Source organism: Bradyrhizobium guangxiense (genome assembly GCF_004114915.1).
In the GTDB taxonomy this organism is placed as follows: Bacteria; Pseudomonadota; Alphaproteobacteria; order Rhizobiales; family Xanthobacteraceae; genus Bradyrhizobium; species Bradyrhizobium guangxiense.
In genome coordinates this window covers 3,910,054-3,931,627 of record NZ_CP022219.1, presented here as the reverse complement: position 1 = coordinate 3,931,627, position 21,574 = coordinate 3,910,054, and the positions used below count along the sequence as shown (strand labels likewise).

The following is a 21,574-nucleotide window of genomic DNA, read 5'->3' as shown; positions in this document are numbered from 1 at the left end:
CACTGCCGGCTCGGCGCCCCTATGTGTGCGCGGCCAACAAGGGAGACAAACATGCACGTCACGACGGCGGACAAGCGCGCGACCTTCAGGAAGATGCACGAGAGCGGGTGCTTCATCCTGCCCAATCCGGTCGACGTCGGCGGCGCCAAAGCACTGCAGCATCTCGGCTTCAAGGCGATCGCCTCGTCGAGCGCGGGCTTTGCCTGGACCATCGGCAAGGCCGACAACCACGTCACGGTCGAGGACGTCTGTCAGCATCTGGCAGCATTGAGCTCGGCCGTCGACATTCCCGTCAACGCCGATTTCGAGGGCGGCTTTGCGGTCGAGCCCGACAGGGTCGCGGACAATGTCGAGCGCTGCGTGCGCACCGGGGTTGCCGGCCTGTCGATCGAAGATTCCACCGGCGACAAGGAAAAGCCGATCTACGAGCGTACGCTCGCGGTCGAGCGCATCAAGGCCTCGCGCAAGGCGATCGGCGACAGCGGCACGTTGCTGGTCGGCCGCTGCGAGGCTTATCTGTGGGGCGTCACTGATCTCAAGCTCGTCATCGACCGGCTCACCGCTTACGCGGACGCCGGAGCCGATTGCCTCTATGCGCCGGGCCTCAAGAGCCGCGAGGACATCGCTGCCGTCGTGAAGGCCGTCGCTCCCAAGCCGTTCAACCTCTTGATCGGTGCGTCCGGCCTGTCGCTGAAGGAAGCGGAAGACCTCGGCGTGCGCCGCATCAGTGTCGGCGGCTCGCTGGCCCGCGCCGCCTGGGGCGGCTTCATGCGCGCGGCAACGGAGATGGCGGAGAAGGGCACATTCACCGAACTCGGCAGCGGCTATTCCGGCGGCGAGCTCAATAAGATGTTCAGCTAGCGGCACAACGAAAAGCGGCGGGACTGGATGAGTCCCGCCGCTCCCACGCGCTGTTGCTAGTTGTTACTTCGCGCCGTCAGACGGCGTCTGTGCATCCGGCGCCGGCTTGCTCGGCGCCGCGCCCGTGGTAACGCCGGGTCCCGTGTTGTTGCGCGGCGTCACGTCGCGCATGCCGGGAGGCGCGGCCGGATTGGTGGGCTGCGTCTGTGCCGTCTGCGAGGTCGGTGCGTTGCTGGCCTGGTTGGTCGTGCTGCTATTGTTCAGGCCGTAGAACACGGCGCCCAGCACCAGTGCGATCGCAACGGCGAACAACGCAACCTTGCCGCTGGAGGCGGGGCCTTCGCCGAGCTCGGGGTCGGCTTGCAGATCGGTATCCCGGCGGGCCGCGCGAAGATACTCATCGTCGGCGAGGTTCGGGCGGTACGGATCGTTGGGAAAACGGTCGTCAGCCATCGATTGGGTCTCCTCGGTTATGACACCAAGACAACCCTCAGATGTGAGATTCCGTTCCGCGCTCCCTTATCGTTTCGGTGCATGTTGCTCCGCCGCAGGGAATCGGGAACCAGTTGACGCCGGGAACAGGACGCGAGTTCCATGACCATGAGGAGGGAGCGAGCCAATGTGGAGCTTGCCGCCGACCGACAGCGTGCTGCATTTCATGTCTCTGGTCGCCGTGGCCGCCCAGGGCATGACGGCTGCGCTCGCTGCGGGGCGCCGCAGCATGGACTGGTTGGGGGTCTGCTTTCTCGGCTGCATCACCGCGCTCGGCGGTGGCACATTGCGGGATCTCTTCCTCGGCCATTATCCGCTGGCCTGGGTGCAAAGCCCGGTCTATCTCGCGCTCGCCGGCGGTGCGGCGTTCGTCACCATCCTGACGGCGCATCTGGTGCACCGGCTGAAGGTCGCCTTCATCGTGCTCGACGCCATCGGGCTCGTCGTCTTCACCATGGCGGGCTGCGACGTCGCCTGGCAGATGGACGCCTCGCTGCCGATCGTCATCGTCTCGGGCATGGTGACCGGCTGTGCCGGCGGCGTGTTGCGCGACGTGCTCTGCAACGACGTGCCGCTGCTGTTCCGCTCCGAGCTCTATGCCAGCGTGTCGGTGGTGACCGGCCTGTTCTATGCGACGGCATTCGGGTTGCAGCTTAACGCCGAGCTCTGGACCATTCTGACCTTCGCCCTCGGCATCAGCTTCCGCCTGCTCGCAGTCCGCTACAAATGGGAGATGCCGAAATTCGTCTTCACGGGGGACGAGGAGCGGTAATTACTTTTCGTCTCTTCCCGCAAGCGGAGAGGGGCAACTACTCCGTCTTCCTTGCCTTCGCCACCTGCGCCGGCGTCACCAGCAGGCCGGCATTGCCCCAGGAATTGCGGATGTAGTTCGTCACCGCTGCGATCTCCTCATTGGACAGCTGCTTGGCATAGCCCGGCATCTCGCCGGTGTTGGGGGCGCGCGGCGTCGTCACGGTGTGGGCGCCGTCGAGGATGATGCGCAAGGTGGAGGACGGATTGATCGATTGCAGCAGCGCGTTGCCGGGCAGCGGCGGATAGATGCGCGGGCTGCCCGTGCCGTCGGCCTCATGGCAGGCGATGCAGAGCTTGGCGTAGACCGCCTGGCCCGCTCTCATCTCGGCGTCGTCGGGCGGCGTCACGATCGTCTCGCGCCGTGCCGCCGGCAGGCTCTTCAGATACAGCGCGATCGCGCGCACGTCGGCATCGCTCATCTTCGAGGTCGAGTTGACGATGACCTCCGCCATCGGTCCACCGGCATGGCTCTTCGCGTTGCGGCCGCTTTGCAGATACTCCTTGATATCCGCCTCGCTCCAGGACTTCAGCCCGGTGCGGACGGCGCCGTCGAGGCGCGGGGCAAACCAGCCGCCGACCGCATTGCCGGAGAGCGCCTGGGCGTCCCGGTCCGCGCCGAAATAGTTCTTCGGCGTGTGGCATGCGCCGCAATGGCCGAGCCCGGTGACGAGATAGCCGCCTCTGTTCCAGGCCGCGCTCCTGCTCTGGTCCGGCTCGAACAGGCCGGGCTTGAAATACACGGCGTTCCAGATCCGCATCAGGCCGCGATAGCCGAATGGCCAGCGCAGTTCCGGAGGCTTGTTGCGGCTGACGACAGGCGCGAGCGTGCCGAGATAGGCGCGGATCGCCAGCGTGTCGTCCTTCGTCATCTTCGTGAAGTAGGGATAGGGAAAGGCCGGGTAATAGTTCGATCCGTCAGGCGCGATGCCGGTGCGCAGGGCGCGGGTGAAATCGGCATCCAGCCAGGCGCCGATTCCGGTGTCGCGGTCCGGGGTCAGGTTGGGCGCATAGATCGCGCCGAATGGGGTGTCGATGCGCTTGCCGCCCGCGAACGGACGTGCGGGATCGGCGGTGTGGCAGCCCGCGCAGTCGCCGGCCTCGACCAGCGTCTTGCCATAGGCGATCAGCTCCGGCGACGGCTCGGCCGCGCCTGCAACCGCACTGCACAATGCCAAGCCCAGGGCCAAGCCGGTCAGAATCGTCCGCATCGAAAGCCTCTCCTGCGACCAATCGACGTCACCCGCATGGGTGCAGCGTCAATTCATTTCGCAATGGCGGGGGTATGGTGACACAAATTGAAAATGCCTGGCGTGTTTCAGGCCACGAAATTGCGATTTTTGCTCGGGCCTCCCTCTGGTCCAGATTTGTGATGCGGATCGTGAAATATCCGACATAGAGTGGCGCAATTGGTCGGCGCGCCCTAGCTAAAAACAACGGGAAGGCAACGGCTTAAGTCAGCAAGACCTGAACAGGGCGGCAAAAGAGGACAGCATGGGCATCAACCAGGGTCTGATCAGTCTCGATCAAAAATACACCCAGGAGACCGGGCACGTCTTCACCACGGGCATCCAGGCCCTGGTCCGCTTGCCCATGGCCCAGATCCGGCGCGACCGCGCCAGCGGCCTCAACACCGCGGGCTTCATCTCCGGCTATCGCGGCTCGCCGCTCGGCGGCTACGACCAGCAGCTATTCGCCGCCCGCAAGCACCTCGAGCAGTACAACATCAAGTTCCAGCCCGGCGTGAACGAGGACCTGGCGGCCACCGCCGTCTGGGGCTCGCAGCAGCTCAACCTCTCGCCCGGCGCCAAATACGACGGCGTGGTCGGCATCTGGTACGGCAAGGGCCCCGGCGTCGACCGCTGCGGCGACGTGTTCCGCCACGGCAATGCCGCGGGCTCCGCCAAGAACGGCGGCGTGCTGTGCCTTGCCGGCGACGACCACGGCGCAAAATCCTCCACCGTCCCGCATCAGTCCGACCATGCCTTCATGTCGGCGCTGATGCCCTATCTCTATCCCTCGAGCATCCACGAGATGATCGAGATGGGCCTGCTCGGCATCGCGATGTCACGCTATTCGGGCTGCTGGGTCGGCATGAAGGTGATCACCGAGACGGTGGAGACCACCGCCGAGATCGATCTCACCGACGAGATGAAGCCGTTCATCATCCCCACCGATTTCGAGCTGCCGCCCGGCGGCCTCAACCTGCGCTGGCCCGACGACCGTTTCGAGCAGGATCGCCGCCTGCAGGACTACAAGGGCTTTGCCGCCATCGCCTTTGCGCGCGCCAACAAGGTCAACCGTATCACCATGGATTCGCCGAACGCCCGTTTCGGCATCATGGCCTCCGGCAAGAGCTACGAGGACGTTCGCCAGGCGCTCCGCGAGCTTGGCATCACCGAGGAGGTTGCCGCAAAGATCGGCCTTCGCCTCTACAAGATCGGCATGCCCTGGCCGCTGGAGCCGGAAGGCGTGCATCAATTCGCCGTCGGCCTCGAAGAGATCTTCATCATCGAGGAGCGCCGCGAGATCGTCGAGAACCAGGTCAAGCAGGTGTTGTTCAACTGGCGCGACGATGTCCGTCCGCGCATCGTCGGCAAGATGGACGAGCATGACAAGCGCTTCCTGACCTTCGCCGCCGAGCTCAGTGTCGCCTCGCTCGCGACCTCGCTGACCGAGCGACTTCTCAAGCTCGATCTCAACCCCGAGATCGCTTCGATGCTCCGCGCCAAGGCCGACTGGTTCAACGGCCGCCAGGCGACCCAGATGCAGGCGGTCGCCCCTGTCTCCCGCACCCCTTATTTCTGCTCCGGCTGTCCCCACAACACCTCGACCAAGGTCCCCGAAGGCAGCCGCGCGCTCGCCGGCATCGGTTGCCATTTCATGGCGCTGTGGATGGACCGCTCGACCGAGACGTTTACCCATATGGGCGGCGAGGGCGTGCCCTGGGTCGGCATCGCGCCGTTCACCAACGAGAACCACATCTTCGCCAATCTCGGCGACGGCACTTACTTCCACTCCGGCCTTCTCGCCATCCGTCAGGCCGTCGCGTCCAAGACCAACATCACCTACAAGATCCTTTACAACGACGCGGTGGCCATGACCGGCGGCCAGCGCCATGACGGCGATCTCTCGCCGCAGCAGATCACTTTCCAGCTCCACGCCGAAGGCATTCGCGAGATCTATCTGGTCTCAGAGGCGCCCGACGCCTATCCGGCCGATACCATCGCGCCCGGCGTGAAGAAATATCACCGCGACGAGCTGCAGAACGTCATGAAGATGTGCCGCGAGTACAAGGGCACGTCGGCGATCGTGTTCGTGCAGCCCTGCGCCGCCGAGAAGCGCCGCCGCCGCAAGCGCGGCCTGATGGAGGATCCGGCGCGCCGCGTCATGATTAACCCGGCGGTCTGCGAAGGCTGCGGCGACTGCTCAGTGCAGTCGAACTGCATCTCGGTCGAGCCGCTGGAGACCGAGTTCGGTCGCAAGCGCGCCATCAACCAGTCCTCCTGCAACAAGGACTATTCGTGTCTGAAAGGCTTCTGCCCGTCCTTCGTCACCGTCGACGGCGGCAAGCCGCGCCACCGGGCACCTAGCGAGCTGGCTGACATCGGCGAATTGCCCGAGCCGGCGTCGCGCCCGATGCTCGATAAGCCCTACAACATCGCGGTCGGCGGTGTCGGCGGCACCGGCGTTCTCACCATCGGCGCGTTGCTCGGTATGGCCGCCCATATCGAAGGCAAGGCCTCGATGATCCTGGACATGTCGGGCCTTGCGCAAAAGGGCGGGGCGGTGCTCAGCCATGTCCGCCTGTCGGATCATCCGGCGGAAGTGACCTGTTCGCGCATCGTCACCGGCACGGCCGATCTCGTGCTTGCCGCCGACGAAGTGGTCGCCGTTGCCAAGGACACGATCTCGCTGTGCGACTCCAGCCGCACCCACGGCATCATCAACAGCCACGTCATTCCTACCGCCGATTTCATCCTCAACCGCGACTTCAACTTCCAGACCCGCAAGCTGAATGCGGTGCTGGAGACGGCGCTGCACAAGGACTCCGTCTTCTTCGATTTCACCAAGCCGGCCGAGCAGCTGCTCGGCGATGCCATCGCCACCAACATGATGATGATGGGCTATGCCTATCAGAAGGGTCTGTTCCCGCTGTCGGCGGAATCGATCGAGCAGGCGATCGAGGTCAACGGCGTCTCGATCAAGATGAACAAGGAAGCCTTCCGCCTCGGCCGCCTCGCAGTCGCGGACCCCAAGCGTCTTGCTGACATGCTGAAGGGCACGGACGAGGTGATTGCGCCGAAGACTCTCGACGCGATGACGCTGGACGAGGTCATCGAGCACCGCGCCAAGCATCTGACTGCCTACCAGAACGGCCGCCTGGCCAAGCGCTATCGCAAGCTGGTCGACCAGGTCCGCGACGCTGCCAAGCAGGGCGGCTATGGCGATGCGCTGCCGCGCGCGGTCGCGATCAACTACGCCAAGCTGCTCGCTTACAAGGACGAGTACGAAGTCGCGCGCCTCTACACCGACGGCGCCTTCGAGCAGCAGCTCCGCGATCAGTTCGAGGGCGACTTCACGTTCAATTTCAACCTGGCCCCGCCGATCCTCAGCAGCGGCGTCGACGCGCTCGGCCGCCCGAAGAAGCGCGCCTTCGGCCCGTGGATGCTGAATGTCTTTCGTGTGCTCGCAAAGTTCAAGTTCCTGCGCGGCACGCCGTTCGACATTTTCGGCCGCAGCGCCGACCGCAAGCTCGAGCGCGACCTGATCGCCGGCTACGAAAAGGATGTCACCACCGTGCTCGGCCTGTTGTCGCCGCTCACGATCGACACTGCGGTCGAACTCCTGTCACTGCCCGACCGCATCCGCGGCTACGGCCCGGTGAAGGACAAGGCGGTGGCCGATGCCAAAGCGCGCTACGCGCAGCTCGCCGCGGATCTCGCCAATCCACCGCCCGCGCCACGGCAGATCGCAGCCGAGTAGGGCAGTCTCGTGGGGTGGGCAAAGGCGCAGAGCGCCGTGCCCACCACCTGGCCATGCTTGCGCAAAGACGAGGGCACGCTTCCGCCGTCGCTCTTCGAGCTATGGCGGACAAGTCGCTTTGCCCACCCCACAGCACCATCCCTTGTATTGCTCGGCGGGCAAAACACCCATAGGCCGGTCAATCCACTCTCGCAAAAACATTCCGCTTTACCGAAATTCGGAATTATCGTAATCGTTCGCCACCTCATCCCTCTCAGAGGGGCGTATCGCGATCGTCACGAAACGCGGGGTGAGCGGCGGTGGACGTGGGCTGCGTCGCGCGAGCGATTGTCTCGTGCACGACGGGCCTGTCTCGCGTACGGCAAAATCGTGTGGTCCTGACGCCCGGGGTCTGTGCGTCAAGTCTTGCGGGTCACTCGCAGGGCGACGGGGGCAATAGTGCATCGCTCCCCGGGGAGAGCGCGACATAAGCCGTAAAGCCACTGCGCAGGGAAGGCCGGATGTTTGGCTTCACCTGTATGCCGCTGTGCATCTGTTCTTCGCGCAATTCGCGCACAGCGGACCGTGGGTGCCCAGCCGGCACCCGGTCTTCCCTGCGCCCTCTGTTTTTGGAGGGTCGCAAGACGGACGCAAAGCTCGGGCGAAACGCGCCGCGAGGATGCTAAGCTATGCCCGCAAACTTAACGGGAGCAGGAGATGGATGCTGCCCAGCGTATCGTCATAGGCCTGCCGCTCGCTGAGCTCTGGACCAACCAGGGCGCGCTTCGTGCCCAGCGCGCCGAGAGGATCGGGGCGACTGCAATCGTGGAACTTCTGCTGGATGGGTCGAGCTTCGTCGTTGCTGACGTGGGAAAGCCTTTGCGCTGGATACCGAGCGCGGACCGCTTTGATTTCTGGAGGGTTGAGTTGAAATGTCGGCTCGTGCCTCCCGATGTCGACAGGTTTGATCTCGACGCCTATCCCGGCGGCTATTGCTATCTGGCGTCGGTGTGGCGAGACGAATCTTCGTCTCCAATCATTGTCCTGGAAACGCATCATTGAGGGTTGCAGCCGCGAGCTGCGTTCACCGCTCTTTCCCCGTCATCCTGAGGCGCGAGCCCCTTCAGCGAGCCTCGAAGGACGACGGCCCGGCTGTAGCCGCAAGGATTGCGTAGAGGCGGATCGGCTGTGCATCCTTCGAGGCTCCCGGCGCGATGCTTTGCATCTCGCCACTCGCGCCTCAGGATGACGGGGAGGGGAATTGCGCCAACCTGCTACCCTCTCGCAGGGCGGAATATTTCCGCGCTTGCCAATCCGCCCGGTGCGGTTCAGAAAAACGGGGCAATAAGAAACGCGAGCGGAGACCTGAAGTTTGACCATCAAGGGCAAGGCCTACATTGCCGGGATCTATGAGCACCCGACCCGGCATGCGCCGGACAAATCCACCGCGCAGCTCCACGCCGAGGTCGCCAAGGGCGCGATCGAGGATGCCGGGATCAGCAAGGACGACGTCGACGGCTATTTCTGCGCGGGCGATGCCCCCGGTGGCGCCTGGCCGATGGTCGATTATCTCGGCCTGAACACCAAGAAGCTCCGCCACGTCGATTCCACCGAGACCGGCGGCTGTTCCTACATCATCCATCTCGGCCATGCGGCCGAGGCGATCGCCGCCGGCAAGTGCTCGATCGCGCTTGTTACGCTGGCCGGCAAGCCGCGCACCGGCGTGATGCCGCCGCGCGCGGCCGGCGCCGAGGTCGATTTCGAGTCCGCTTACGGCGCGACCACGCACAATGCCTACGGCATGTGTGCCATGCGCCATATGCACGACTATGGCACGACCAGCGAGCAACTGGCCTGGATCAAGGTCGCGGCTTCCCACCACGCGCAATACAATCCGCATGCCATGCTCAAGGACGTCGTCACCGTCGAGGACGTCCTGAACTCGCCGATGATCTCCGATCCCCTGCATCGCATGGATTGCTGCGTCGTCTCCGACGGCGGCGGCGCGATGATCGTGACGACGCCCGAGATTGCCAAGAGCTTGAAGAAGCCGCTGGTGCGCCTGATCGGCCATGGCGAGGCCATGAAGGGCCCGCGCGGCGGCAAGGATCTCGACCTCACGTACTCCGCCGGCGTCTGGTCCGGCCCGCGGGCGTTCGAGGAAGCCGGCATCACGCCGAAGGACATCAAATACGCCTCGATCTATGACAGCTTCACCATCACGGTGCTGATGCAGCTCGAGGATCTCGGCTTCTGCAAGAAGGGCGAGGGCGGCAAGTTCGTCGCCGACGGCAATCTGATCTCGGGCGTCGGCAAGCTGCCGTTCAACACCGACGGCGGCGGCCTCTGCAGCAACCATCCCGTCAACCGCGGCGGCATGACCAAGATCCTAGAGGCCGTGCGGCAGCTGCGCGGCGAGGCGCATCCGAAGGTGCAGGTCAAGAATTGCGATCTCGCCATCGCCCACGGCACCGGCGGCCTCTTGGGTGTCCGCCACGCCGCCTCGACGGCCATTCTGGAGCGCGTGTGATGGTAGATGCAAAGAAATATCCGGCCCCGGTGACCAATCCCGAGACCGCCGCGTTCTGGGATGCGGCGAAGCAGGGCAAGTTCATGATCAAGCGCTGCACCGCCTGCGGGGAAGCGCACTACTTCCCGCGCTCGATCTGCCCGTTCTGCTACTCCGACAAGACGGTGTGGGAGGAGGCGTCGGGCGAGGGCACGATCTACACCTGGAGCCTGATGCGGAAATCGCCGACCGGCCCTTACGCCATCGGCTACGTCACGCTGAAGGAGGGGCCGTCGGTGCAGACCAATTTCGTCGACTGCGATCTCGAGAAGCTGAAGATCGGCCAGAAGGTGAAGGTGGTGTTCAAGCCGACGGATGGCGCCCCGCTGCCGTTCTTCACAGTCGCCTGATTGCTTTCTTCCTTCTCCCCCTGTGGGAGAAGGTGGCATAGGCCGTCTCTGGCGGCCGTCCCTCAAGAGACGCCGAAGCGAAGCTTCGGCTTCGGCGCCGGATGAGGGGTTCTCTCCGCAGAGAGGCTTTTTCTGAGGAGCCAACCCCTCACCCATACGAGTTTGTTGCTCCGGCGGAGTAGCCCTCTCCCACAAGGGGAGAGGGCACATTAACGAGCGCCGGCGCTCGCTGAGACAAATGCCGGAGAGGAAAGAAAGAATGTCCGCCAGATACGAAGAACTCAAAGGCCTGAAAAACCTCGGTCAGAAATATGCCTACACCGATCGCGAGGTGATGCTCTACGCCTACGGCATCGGCCTCGGCGCCGACCCCATGGACGAGAAGGAGCTTGCCTTCGTCAACGAGGGCACGTTCACCCCGCGGCCGCTCAAGGTGGTGCCGACCTTCGCCTCTGTCGCGGCGTGGGGTGCTGGTCCCGGCGAGATGAATCTCAACCGCGTCATGGTGGTTGACGGCGAGCGCGACATCACCTTCCACCAGCCGCTGCCGGTGGCCGCGCACATCACCGCCGACTCCTCCGTGCTCGAAGTCTACGACAAGGGCAAGGACAAGGGCGTCGTCATCGTGCATCAGACCGTGCTGAAGAACGAGAAGGGCGAGAAGCTGGCAACGCTGGTCGCCTCGCGCTTCGCCCGCGGCGACGGCGGCTTTGGCGGGCCGAACCTGACGCAGCCCGACCCGCACAAGATCCCATCGCGCGAGCCCGACAAGACCATCGATATCACGACGCGTCCCGATCAGGCGCTGGTCTATCGCCTCTGCGGCGACCGCAACCCGCTGCACTCCGATCCCGAGTTCGCCAAGAAGGCCGGCTTTCCGCGCCCGATCCTGCACGGCATGTGCACCTACGGTATCACCTGCCGCGGCGTGCTGCAGACCTATGCCGACTACGACGCCAGCGCCTTCCGCCAGCACGTCGCGCGGTTCTCTTCCCCGGTCTATCCCGGCGAGACCGTGACCATGGATCTCTGGAAGGACGCCAACGTGATCTCGTTCGAAGCCGAGGTGAAGTCGCGCGGCGTCACCGTGATCAAGAACGGCAAGACGGTGCTGGGTTAGGGCCCTCCGTCATTCCGGGGCAGCCCGCAGGGCTGAACCCGGAATCCAGAAGTTGTGGCACGAGATTCCGGGTTCGCGCTTCGCGCGCCCCGGAATGACAACAATAAACAGGGAGAAGCCACCATGGGACTACTCGATGGCAAGGTTGCGCTGATCACCGGCGCGGGCGGGGGGCTCGGTGAGGCCTATGCGAAGCTGTTCGCGCGGGAAGGGGCCGCGGTCGTCGTCAACGACCTCGGCGGGCCTCGCGACGGCTCCGGCGCCGACACCTCGATGGCCCAGCAGGTGGTGGACGCGATCAAGGCCGAGGGCGGAAAGGCGGTCGCTAACGGCGCCGACATCTCCACCATGGAGGGCGGCCAGTCGGTGTTCGACGACGCCATCAAGCACTTCGGCCGAGCCGACATCCTGGTCAACAATGCTGGCATCCTTCGCGACCAGACCTTTCACAAGGCCAGCGAGGCCGACTGGGACAAGGTCATCAAGGTCCATTTGAAGGGTACCTTTTGTTGCACCATGCCGGTGTTTCGCTGGATGCGGGAAAACGGCGGCGGCGTCATCGTCAACACCTCCTCGACCTCGGGGCTGATCGGCAATTTTGGCCAGACCAATTACGGGGCGGCCAAGGGCGGCATCTGGGGCCTGTCCAACGTGCTCGCGATCGAAGGCCGGAAGTACAACATCCGGATCTGGACGCTCGCCCCGGGCGCCCTGACCCGCATGACCGCAGACCTGCCCCGCTATAAGGAGAACCCGGGGGCGGCGCTGGGGCCGGACGGCATCGCGCCGGCCGTGCTATACATGGTCAGCGACTTGTCGGGCGACCAGACCGGCAAGGTGCTGGGCGTGTCCGGGCCCCGCGGCGTGCGCGAAATGCGGATGATGGAAATGGAAGGCTGGAAGCCGCCGCACTCGGGCTGGAACGCCCAGGACATCGTCGATCACGCCAAGGAGATCTTCTTCTCCGAGGAGCAGATCAAGATGGGGGCGCGGCGGTTTTAGCTTTCCCGTCATTCCGGGGCGTGCGAAGCACGAACCCGGAATCTCGGGATTCTCAGGTGCGCAATTGCGCACCAGAGTTCGGCTCTGCGAGCCGCCCCGGAATGACGAACCAGAGGATATTGGACTGATGAAACTGACCGCCGACGCCAAGGGCACTTTCGCAATCGCGCCGACGCCGTTCCACGACGACGGCCGGATCGACGAGCGCTCGATCGACCGCCTGACCGATTTCTACGAGGAGGTCGGCTGCGACGGCGTCACGGTGCTGGGGATCCTTGGCGAGGCCCCGAAGCTCGATGCCACCGAGGCCGAGCAGGTGGCGGTGCGCTACGTCAAGCGCGCCAAGAAGATGCAGGTGATCGTCGGCGTCTCGGCGCCGGGCTTTGCCACCATGCGCTCGCTGGCGAGGGCCTCGATGGATGCGGGTGCGGCCGGCGTGATGATCGCGCCGCCGCCATCCTTGCGCACCGACGACCAGATCATCGGCTATTTCAAGCAGGCGGCGGAAGCGGTCGGCCCGGATGTGCCCTGGGTGCTTCAGGACTATCCGCTCACCTTGCAGGTGGTGTTCACGCCATCCGTGATCCGCAAGATCGTCATGGACAATCCGAACTGCGTGATGCTCAAGCACGAGGACTGGCCGGGCCTGGAGAAGATCACGACGCTGCGCGGCTTCCAGAAGGACGGATCGCTGCGTCCGCTCTCGATCTTGTGCGGCAATGGCGGCACCTTCCTCGACTTCGAGATGGAGCGCGGCGCCGACGGCGCCATGACCGGTTACGCCTTCCCCGAGCTTCTGATCGACGTCGTGAACCTCTCCAAGGCCGGCAAGCGCGATGCCGCGCATGACCTGTTCGACGCGCATCTGCCTTTGATCCGCTACGAGCAGCAGCCCGGCGTCGGCCTGACCGTGCGCAAATACGTGCTGCAGAAGCGCGGCGTCATCGCCTCCAGCGCGCAGCGCAAGCCGGGCGCAACGATGACGGCGACAGCGAAGGCCGAGGTCGACTATCTGTTGTCCCGCGTTGCCCGTTTCGACAAGCGCGCCAATCTCGGCCCGCAATCCAGCGCCGCGGGTTAGTTGAATGGCCGAGACATCAGCATCACGCCCGGCCTCGACCATCCTCCTGCTCCGTGACGGCGGGAAGGAGCTGGAGGTCTTCATGATGGTTCGCCATCATCAGATCGAGTTCAATTCGGGCGCGCTGGTGTTTCCCGGCGGCAGCGTCGATGCCGGCGACAAGGAGATTGTCGCCCGCACCGACCTGTATTCGGGCGGTGAAGGTCTCAGCGAGGCGGACCGCGGTTTCCGTATCGCCGCGATCCGCGAGACGTTTGAGGAGAGCGGCATCCTGCTGGCGCGGTCGAAGGAGACGGGTGCGCCGGTTGATGCCAAGCGTGCCGGCGAGATCGCCGACAAGCATCGCGTCGCGCTCAACGAGCACAAGGTCAGCTTCCTCAACATCCTGGCCGATAACAACCTTCAGCTAGCGCTCGACACGCTGGTGCCTTACGCGCACTGGATCACGCCGGAGGGCATGCCGAAGCGCTTCGACACCTGGTTCTTCCTTGCCGCCGCGCCGCCTGACCAGCTCGGCGCCCATGATGGCCGGGAGTCGACGGATTCGATCTGGGTCTCGCCGCGCGAGGCGGTAGAGGGTGGCGAGAGCGGCCGTTTCAAGCTGCCATTCCCGACCACGCGCAATCTGATCCGCCTCGCCAAACAGCCAAACGTGAGCGCTGCGCTCGACCATGCCCGGGCCATGTCCATCGTCGCGGTGATGCCGGTCATGACCAAGACAGAAACCGGCCGTCAGCTCCGGATTCCCCGTGAGGCCGGCTATGACGGCGAGGTGTTCGATGTCGGGGCCGTTGGCTAAGACACTTCGACGCCAGACGAAGTATTGACGACCGCGGTCGCGCTAGGTTCCGTCCGTTGCGAAGGACGGGAGCGGACCATGGACACCAGGCAGGACACCAACATCGCCGTCGAGCTGGCGCTGCTGGTCGCGCTCGCGACGTTGTGGGGCGGCTCCTACACCTTCATCAAACTCGGGGTCGCCACCATTCCCCCCATCACGTTGATCGCGGCTCGAACCACGATTGCGGGTCTGCTGCTGCTCGTCGTGATGTGGGCGCGCGGCATCATGATGCCCAGAGATGCCGCGACCTGGCGGCGCTTCGCGTTCCAGGCCGTGCTCAACAGCGTCATCCCCTGGACGTTGATCGCCTGGGGCGAGCGTCATGTCGATGCCGCACTCGCCACCATCCTCAACTCGGCCGCACCGATCTTCACGTTCCTGCTCCCCCTCGTCGTCCCCCGCCACGAGGCGACGACCCCCAGGAAACTGTTCGGTGTGGTCGCCGGAATGGCCGGCATCTGCCTCATTGTCGGAACCGACGCCTTCGATGGCATCGGTCGCGGCCTCCTCGCGGAAGCGGCCATCGTTGCCGCCACCCTATGCTACGCCTGCGCCGCGATCTTTGGCCGCAGCTTCAAGGGCCTCGATCCGATGGCCCCAGCCGCCGGCTCGCTGCTGGCGGGGGCGGCGGCCCTGATTCCGGCCTCGCTCGTGGTCGAGCGGCCCTGGACGCTGTCGCCGTCACTGAGCTCCGTGCTGGCGTTGCTCGCGCTCGCCGTGTTCTCGACCGCCGCGGCGTTTGCGATCTACTTCCGCCTGATCCAGACCCTGGGCTCGGTCAGCACCACGGCGCAGGCCTATCTCCGCGTGCCCATTGGCGTCGCCATCAGCGTCGCCTTCCTCAGTGAGAGCCTCAGCCGGACCGCCTGGATCGGGCTTGCCTGCGTCGTCCTCGGCGTCGCCGCCGTGACGATCCCGGCCCGGCAGACGGCGAGCCTCAAACCGTCATAGATTGGGAAAAGGGGGCTCCGGGACCGCCATATTTAGGATAATCGGCGTTCGGAGGCATGTTCCCCCGGGGCGGCAATACGTCGTATATTGGGCCTCCGATAGCCCGGTCCTCTCATCGCCAATGTCCGCCGAATTGACGCCGACCCCTGAGAAAAAGCGAACCTTCTCGCTCTCCATCGGCCAGCTCACCTTCGGCAGCTTCCTGTTGGTGCTGGCGGTGATCATCGTCACCTCGACCGCGAGCGTGATCGCGATCCGGCACATCGACACCACCTTCGCCGAATTGCAGCGGCTGCAGAGCGTCGGCGACCTTGCCGAGGACATCGACCGCCGCATGAACGAATTGCGCCTCGCCGCGCGCGACTTCGTCACCGATCCCGGCGCCGGCATCCAGTTCAAGCAGGTGGGCGAGGCGGCCTCGACCCTGAGCGACATCCTGAAGAAGACCCGCATCGAGCTCGCGCCCGAGCAGCAGGACATGATCGACGGGGTCACCGAGCGGCTTGCGACCTATCGCAATGGCCTCGAGCGGATCTCGACGCTGATCGACCGCCGCGCCCAGCTGCTCGCGGGCTTGCCGCCGTTGCGTGACCAGTTCGATGCGGCCGTGTCGGGCACCGCCGACCGTGAGCTGGCCTCGCGCCTGTCGGAGGCGCAGAGCCGCATCGCGCTCGGGCTGCTCGCGCGCAACCCGTCCGCGGCCGAGCAGGCTGCGCAGACCATGCGGGCCCTGAACATCGGCGATGCCAAGCTGAAGGCGGCGGTGAACGATTACGCCGAGGCGATCATGGCGGTGGCCGTCCGCGAGCGGCAGATCGCCGACATCGACCGCGAGGTGCTGGGAACCGAGGGCCGGCTGATCGGTCGCGTCACCGAATTGCTGCGCGAGGTCAGCGCCCGGCGCGGCCACGTGCTGTCGCGCGATTTCGCCCGGACACTGACGGAAGCGCGATGGCAGAGCATCGTGCTCGGCACCATCGGCGTCCTGATCGGTATCGGCGCTGCGCTGTTCGTGGTGCGCCGGACGGTCCGTCCGCTCGCCCAGATCGCACGCTCCATCCGCGCGCTTGCGGCGGGCCAGAAGGACACCTTGATCCCGTCGGCTGATCTCGACAATGAGATCGGCGACATCGCGCGTGCAGCAGAAGTGTTCCGCCGCGCGCTGGAGGAGGCCGACACGGCGCGCGAGGCGGCGGTGCGCGCGCTCACCGAGCAGCGCCTCGCCGAAGAGAGCTACCGAAAGCTGTTCGAGGGCTCGATCGACGGCATCTACGTGACGACGCCGGCCGGCGATCTCCTCAACGCCAATCCGGCGCTGGCGCGGATGATGGGCTACGACAGCCCGCAGCAGCTGATCGACAGCATCAGCGACATCGCCCACACCATCTATGTCCATCCCGAGGCGCGGGTCGAATACCAGCGGCTGATGGCGCGCGACGGCATGGTGCGCGAGTTCGAGTATCAGGTGCGCCAGCGCAGCGGCAACATCCTGTGGCTCTCCGACAGCGCCACCGGCGTGCGTGACGAAGCGGGCAACATCGTCCGTTACGAGGGCACGCTGCGCGACATCACCGACCAGAAGCGGGCGGAAGACGCCATCGCCGAAGGCCGGCGCCTGCTCCAGCAGGTCATCGACACCGTGCCGGCGGTGATCAACGTCAAGGACCGCAACCTGCGCTATGTGCTGATGAACCGCTATATGGCGGGCATCTTCGGCATCGAACCCGCTGACGCGCTCGGCCGCACCACGGCCGACTTGATGTCGCGCTATGGCGCGGCCAAGACCGACGAGAACGACAAGCGTGTCCTGAGCCTCCGCAAGGGGCTCGGCTTCTACGAGGAGGAGTACAAGGACGCCTCCGGCAACATGCGGCAATGGCTGGTCAACAAGCTGCCACTGCTCGATGCCGACGGCGAGATCGAGCGGATCGTGACCGTCGCGCTCGACATCGGCGAGCGCAAGCGCGGCGAGCAGGAGATGCGCAAGGCCAAGGAAGCCGCCGAGACGGCGCTGCGCAATCTGCGCGAGACGCAGGCCTCGTTGATTGAGGCCGAGAAACTCGCCGCGCTCGGGCGCCTCGTCGCTGGCGTCGCGCACGAGGTCAACAATCCCGTCGGTATCAGCCTCACCGTCGCCTCCGCGCTGGAGCGCAAGACCGCGATATTCACCGCCGAGGTCGAGCGCGGCGAGCTCCGCCGCTCCACGCTCAACGATTTCCTCAGCACCAGCCGCGACGCCTCCTCGCAGCTCGTGTCCAATCTCAACCGCGCCGCCGAGTTGATCCAGTCGTTCAAGCAGGTCGCCGCGGATCGCAACTATTCGGACCAGCGCACCTTCGATCTCGGCGACCTCACCGAGCAGGTGGTGATGAGTCTCCGGCCGGGCCTGCGCAAGCACAACCTGACGCTCAACGTCGAGTGCCAGCCCGATCTCACCATGAACAGCTATCCGGGTCCGTACGGCCAGGTGCTGACCAATCTGTTCCTCAATTCGGTGGCGCATGCCTTCCCGGATGGCCGGCCGGGGACCATCGAGATCCAGGTGCGCGAGTCCGGCACGGACAATGTCGAGATCATCTTCTCCGACAATGGCTGCGGCATGTCGCTCGACGTCCGCCGCCGCGCCTTCGATCCGTTCTTCACGACCCGGCGCGACCAGGGCGGCACCGGCCTCGGGCTGCACATCGTCTACAGCATCGTCACCAACCGGCTCGGCGGACGGCTCGATCTCGATTCCGAACCGGGCAACGGCACACGCATCCAGATCATCCTGCCGCGCACGGCGCCGTTGGAGCAGGCGGCGGAGTGATCCATGACCCGAACGCGTTGACGCGCACCGCTGTCGTCACCCACGAACGAGAGCCGCGCCAAGGACGAGACATAGGACCCCCAACGCGCGCGTCGGCGTGATCGGATGCTGCGGCAGGCCGAACATGCCGACCTGGTCGAGCGCCAACGAACCGACCAACTGGCCGACAACGATCAGCGTGAGCACGGTCGCCACGCCGAGACGCGGCACCATCAAGATGCTGGTCGCGATGAAGATCGCGCCGAAACCTCCTCCGGTCCAGGCGATCCAAGGAGCTCGCCCGGCGAGGGCGGCCGTCGGCATCGGCTCCCGCGCGAAGAGGAGAGCCAGCAGCAGCGCAATCGTCCCGCCAAGATAACTCACGAACGCCGCCCACTTCGCGGATTGCATGGCGCTGCCCAGGCTGGCGTTCAGCACCTGCTGAAAGGCGAGGCTCAGGCCCGCAGACAAGACCAGGAAAGGTGCGAGAAGGTTCATGCGCGGCTCGCAATGGCATGGAGAGATGCAGCCAGCGTAGCGCCCGGGTCAATTCATGTCTGGAACGAAATCGACGGCCTCAATCTGCGAACGCTGAGCGATAGGCGGCCGGCGTTGCGCCGTAAGCGCGCCGAAACAGGCGACCAAGGTGGCTCTGGTCGGAGAATAAACCGGCATAGGCGACGTCGGCAACCGCATCGCCGCGCTTCAGCTGCGAGCGCGCCGACGCCAGTCGCCGCGCGAGACGATAGGCGGCCGGCGTCATGCCAACCTCTCGCTTGAACAGCCGAATGAAGCCATCGGTTGATCGGCCCTGCCGTGCAGCCATCCTGCGGATGTCGAGATCGTCACACGAAGCCAGTTCCATCAGCGCGGCACGTCTTTCCGGCCGCACGGGATCTCTCGGCCACGGATCGTGCGAGCCGACTGCATCGAGTATCTCGTCGGGCAGGATTGCTCGGGAGCGGCGGATGTGGAGCGGCCTCGAGATCTCGCTCACGGCTGCATGATCGCTCGGCACATAGAGATGGGTGACGATGGAGCCAGCGCCGCCGCGCGCGGCGTGTGGTACGTCCTTCGGAATCACGACGATGTCGCCGGCAGCGGCGCGGAAGTCGCCGAACGCGCTCGTGTACGTCCGCCATCCTTCCGTGACGGCGGCGATTTGAACGTCCGGGTGAACGTGACGTGCAAGCACGGTCGCCGATGCCGCCGTGAGACGACCCAGCTCGATCGCCGAACCGCGAGCCAACGGACGATATGTCCACGCTCCAGACATCCTCACTGCCTACGACGTTTCGCTCAGGATGTCAGGGGCCATGTTTCGGCCGCGCATCTAATCGACGTCAGCGAGCTTGTGCAGGGTGGCGCCGAAGATCAGGCTGGCCTTGCCGACCAGCGCCGTGCCGGTCATCTCCGCGCGCGTGTCCGTGTAGGTGCCGCTGACGCCGATGCCGACCGGAGCAGGGCCACCGAACAGCGGATTGTCATCGCCCCGCGGCGAGGTGTGCCGTTGCACCAGCACCTCGCCTTTGAAGGTCGTGCTGTCCTTCACCACGTAGCTGCCAGTGTAATAGAGATAGGCATCGCCGCCAAGAATCTTGCCGTCGCGGAAAAGAATGACGCCGCTGCCCTTGCCGACTCGACCATCGAGCAGGGTCACATGAATCGAATAGAGGCCGTTCTTCATAACGTCCCGTCGGCCGGCCGCCATCGCCCAATGGCGTAACCGGTTCTGCTTTTATGCCAAAGCGCATCCGCTCGCGCAACGCGGCAGTTTGCCGGCCAGACGCAAGTGCCCGCCGCTGCGAGCCGTAGTTGTCCCGGCTTGCGTGTGACGCCTCATGACGGCCTGATGACGGGACGAGGCCGGTCGCTGCGAATCGGACTTGGCCCGTGAAATGCATAACCATTTGTTGCACTGGCCGCGGGGTGCTGGAGCAAGACGATGAGGAACTGGATCAAATCCGGCGGCGATGAGCCGCGTCTATACGGTACGCGTTCCACGACATGTTACGGCGGCAGCTCGACACGCTGGCGAGGCGTCGCAAGCTTCGCTTGCGTCTTGGCGTTGATGGCGCTTGCAGCCCCCTTCGGGCATGCGCGCGACCGCGGTCAGTACGCCAACACCAATCCCGATTTGAAGGCCTGGTTTGACGGCCTGCGCAGCGGCAAGGGGCCGTGCTGCTCCGATGCCGACGGCTCGGCGCTCTCGGATAGCGACTGGGACAGCAAAGACGGGCATTATCGCGTCCGCGTGCCGCGCTACGGCTACGCGATCGACGGCCAGAAGCAGGAGCTGGTCTGGGTCGACGTGCCCGAGGAAGCCGTGATCGCGGAGCCGAACCGTGTCGGGCGTACCATGGTCTGGCCGATCTACGGCTATATGGGCGTCACCATCCGCTGTTTTATGCCCGGCAGCATGACTTGAGCCGCACCGGGCGGCACTTCGCCCGGTGGCCCGATATTCGACTCGGCACGCGCCGCGTCAGGTATATTTCTTGTCGCGCTCGAGCAGCTCGATGGAGATGCCTTCGGGGCCCCGGATGAAGCAGATGCGCACGCCGGGCCGGATCGTGGTCGGCTCGCGGGTGAAGGTGACACCCTTGCCCTTGATCTCCGCCGCGACGGCGTCGATGTCCTTCACCGCCAGGCCGAAATGGTCGAGGCCCTGATGCGGGTGCGGGGGCGGCGGGTTGACGGCGTTGTCGCCCTCAAGCGGCGCGATGAATATCCTCGCACCGCCGAGATTCACGTCGATCCGTCCCGGCGCGCGCACGACCTCGCCGCCGAGGATGTCCCGCAGCCAGGCCGCTGTGGCCTCCGGATCGGGGCTGCGCAGATGGACGTGATCCCAAGTGACGGCGATTGGCATTTCATGTTCTCCCGAGGGGCTTTGATGTTGCAGCGCATGTTAGCGGCCGTGGCCGGCAATCGCCACTGTCCTTGCCGATTCGCAACTACGCGGGAACCTTAGGTCGTCTTCCGGATTGAAGTAGGCTTGCGGCCGAATCCGTCGTCCGATGTGCTTCGGCTGCTATCGGTGATGTCATGAACGCGAGGCTTGACCGAATCGGGTTGAGACGTGTCGCCGGGACAGGCGAGCAGCTGGCGCGGGCCGTGACGATCGCGAGCGTTTCGTTTGGCCGGAGCCTGCTGTGGCTGCTGGCGGCCATCATTCTCGGATGCGGTGTGTGGATGCTGCTGCCACTGTCCAGGGGCAACAGTACCGAGCCGGCGAAGTCGGAGGTGGCTGCTGTCGAGACGGCTCCCCCGGGTGATGCAGCAACGGCGCCTTCGGCTCCCGAGGCGCAAGTGACGGCGAGGGCGGAGCTCGCTCGCTTGCGCATTTCATCGCAGACCTGGCGCCGCGGCGGCCTTGGCTCAAAAGCCTTGGTGACGTTCACGCTGCGAAACGACAATGACTATGCCGTAAAGGATGTCGAGATCGTCTGCGCCTTTGCGCGGCGTGACGGCAGCCATCTCACCGATCGCAGTCGCGTGCTGGCAGACCCGGTCAGCATGAGGAGCCGCAAGACCTTTGCGCGAATTCCCGTCGGCTTCGTCAACGTTAATGCCGATCAGGCGAAATGCTCGTTGGTTGCGGCACACCGCGCGTAAGGCGGCATGCTCCGGTAGCGGAAAAGTTACCTTGCGCGACCCTCCGCGCCCCTTGGCCCAAAAACCTCGCGTCGCCATTTGAACCAAACGGCTGGGCCAGGAACCAATTAAGAGATCGCCTGTTGA

At 65.0% G+C, this 21,574-nt stretch carries 20 protein-coding genes; 14 read left to right on the top strand and 6 right to left on the bottom strand.

What is annotated here, in order from left to right:
• Positions 1-51: 51 nt before the first annotated feature.
• Entirely contained in the window at positions 52-861 is an 810-nt protein-coding gene (locus X268_RS18725) for an isocitrate lyase/PEP mutase family protein (RefSeq protein ID WP_128926310.1), read from the top strand.
• A 63-nt stretch (positions 862-924) separates the two neighbouring features.
• Here the strand turns inward: X268_RS18725 and X268_RS18720 are convergent, their stop codons facing one another.
• On the bottom strand, positions 925-1,314 hold the full coding sequence (locus tag X268_RS18720) for a hypothetical protein (RefSeq protein WP_128926309.1): 390 nt from the start codon (positions 1,312-1,314) through the stop codon (positions 925-927).
• Positions 1,315-1,480: 166 nt separating this feature from the next.
• On the opposite strand from X268_RS18720, the gene X268_RS18715 reads away from it, so the two are divergent.
• Positions 1,481-2,125: a trimeric intracellular cation channel family protein gene (locus tag X268_RS18715; protein WP_128926308.1), complete on the top strand. Its 645-nt coding sequence runs from the start codon at positions 1,481-1,483 to the stop codon at positions 2,123-2,125.
• Between the two features lie 37 nt (positions 2,126-2,162).
• On the opposite strand, the gene X268_RS18710 is transcribed toward X268_RS18715, so the two are convergent.
• Positions 2,163-3,374, bottom strand: a complete 1,212-nt coding sequence (locus X268_RS18710) for a c-type cytochrome (protein WP_128926307.1) — start codon at positions 3,372-3,374, stop codon at positions 2,163-2,165.
• A 283-nt stretch (positions 3,375-3,657) separates the two neighbouring features.
• Here X268_RS18710 and X268_RS18705 point away from each other — a divergent pair, with 283 nt between their 5' ends.
• The 10 genes from X268_RS18705 (at position 3,658) to X268_RS18655 (ending at position 17,851) form a co-directional block, all read left to right on the top strand.
• Positions 3,658-7,149: an indolepyruvate ferredoxin oxidoreductase family protein gene (locus X268_RS18705; protein ID WP_128926306.1), complete on the top strand. Its 3,492-nt coding sequence runs from the start codon at positions 3,658-3,660 to the stop codon at positions 7,147-7,149.
• Between the two features lie 696 nt (positions 7,150-7,845).
• Positions 7,846-8,190 (top strand): hypothetical protein, encoded by a 345-nt coding sequence (locus X268_RS18695; protein WP_128926304.1) that lies wholly within the window; start codon positions 7,846-7,848, stop codon positions 8,188-8,190.
• Between the two features lie 310 nt (positions 8,191-8,500).
• Complete coding sequence (locus tag X268_RS18690; RefSeq protein ID WP_128926303.1) at positions 8,501-9,658, top strand: thiolase domain-containing protein; 1,158 nt, start codon at positions 8,501-8,503, stop codon at positions 9,656-9,658.
• Positions 9,658-10,047 carry a Zn-ribbon domain-containing OB-fold protein gene (locus X268_RS18685; protein ID WP_091957356.1) on the top strand — a complete coding sequence of 130 codons (390 nt, stop codon included), beginning with the start codon at positions 9,658-9,660 and terminating at the stop codon, positions 10,045-10,047. Before X268_RS18690 ends, X268_RS18685 begins: the two co-directional genes overlap by 1 nt.
• A 259-nt stretch (positions 10,048-10,306) precedes the next feature.
• Positions 10,307-11,167, top strand: coding sequence for a MaoC family dehydratase (locus X268_RS18680; RefSeq protein ID WP_128926302.1), 861 nt, complete (start codon positions 10,307-10,309; stop codon positions 11,165-11,167).
• A 123-nt stretch (positions 11,168-11,290) separates the two neighbouring features.
• Positions 11,291-12,169, top strand: a complete 879-nt coding sequence (locus X268_RS18675) for an SDR family oxidoreductase (protein WP_128926301.1) — start codon at positions 11,291-11,293, stop codon at positions 12,167-12,169.
• A 127-nt stretch (positions 12,170-12,296) separates the two neighbouring features.
• Positions 12,297-13,250 (top strand): dihydrodipicolinate synthase family protein, encoded by a 954-nt coding sequence (locus X268_RS18670; protein ID WP_128926300.1) that lies wholly within the window; start codon positions 12,297-12,299, stop codon positions 13,248-13,250.
• A 4-nt stretch (positions 13,251-13,254) separates the two neighbouring features.
• A complete protein-coding gene (locus X268_RS18665) occupies positions 13,255-14,049 on the top strand; it encodes an NUDIX hydrolase (RefSeq protein ID WP_128926299.1) in 795 nt (264 codons plus the stop codon).
• A 78-nt stretch (positions 14,050-14,127) separates the two neighbouring features.
• The gene (locus X268_RS18660; protein WP_128926298.1) at positions 14,128-15,042 is read left to right on the top strand and encodes a DMT family transporter; all 915 of its coding nucleotides are present in this window, start codon (positions 14,128-14,130) and stop codon (positions 15,040-15,042) included.
• Between the two features lie 121 nt (positions 15,043-15,163).
• Positions 15,164-17,851, top strand: a complete 2,688-nt coding sequence (locus X268_RS18655; protein ID WP_128926297.1) for a PAS domain S-box protein — start codon at positions 15,164-15,166, stop codon at positions 17,849-17,851.
• Positions 17,852-17,887: 36 nt separating this feature from the next.
• Here the strand turns inward: X268_RS18655 and X268_RS18650 are convergent, their stop codons facing one another.
• The 3 genes from X268_RS18650 to X268_RS18640 all read right to left on the bottom strand — a co-directional run bounded on the left by X268_RS18650 (position 17,888) and on the right by X268_RS18640 (position 19,517).
• The gene (locus X268_RS18650) at positions 17,888-18,328 is read right to left on the bottom strand and encodes a DMT family transporter (protein ID WP_128926296.1); all 441 of its coding nucleotides are present in this window, start codon (positions 18,326-18,328) and stop codon (positions 17,888-17,890) included.
• A 79-nt stretch (positions 18,329-18,407) separates the two neighbouring features.
• Positions 18,408-19,079 (bottom strand): helix-turn-helix transcriptional regulator, encoded by a 672-nt coding sequence (locus tag X268_RS18645; RefSeq protein ID WP_164937805.1) that lies wholly within the window; start codon positions 19,077-19,079, stop codon positions 18,408-18,410.
• An 84-nt stretch (positions 19,080-19,163) separates the two neighbouring features.
• Positions 19,164-19,517, bottom strand: coding sequence for a GrlR family regulatory protein (locus X268_RS18640; protein WP_164937804.1), 354 nt, complete (start codon positions 19,515-19,517; stop codon positions 19,164-19,166).
• Positions 19,518-19,775: 258 nt separating this feature from the next.
• Here X268_RS18640 and X268_RS18635 point away from each other — a divergent pair, with 258 nt between their 5' ends.
• A complete protein-coding gene (locus X268_RS18635) occupies positions 19,776-20,258 on the top strand; it encodes a hypothetical protein (protein ID WP_128926293.1) in 483 nt (160 codons plus the stop codon).
• A gap of 57 nt (positions 20,259-20,315) precedes the next feature.
• On the opposite strand, the gene X268_RS18630 is transcribed toward X268_RS18635, so the two are convergent.
• Complete coding sequence (locus X268_RS18630) at positions 20,316-20,702, bottom strand: VOC family protein (RefSeq protein ID WP_128926292.1); 387 nt, start codon at positions 20,700-20,702, stop codon at positions 20,316-20,318.
• Positions 20,703-20,878: 176 nt separating this feature from the next.
• Here X268_RS18630 and X268_RS18625 point away from each other — a divergent pair, with 176 nt between their 5' ends.
• Positions 20,879-21,448 (top strand): hypothetical protein, encoded by a 570-nt coding sequence (locus X268_RS18625; protein WP_128926291.1) that lies wholly within the window; start codon positions 20,879-20,881, stop codon positions 21,446-21,448.
• Positions 21,449-21,574 lie beyond the last annotated feature (126 nt).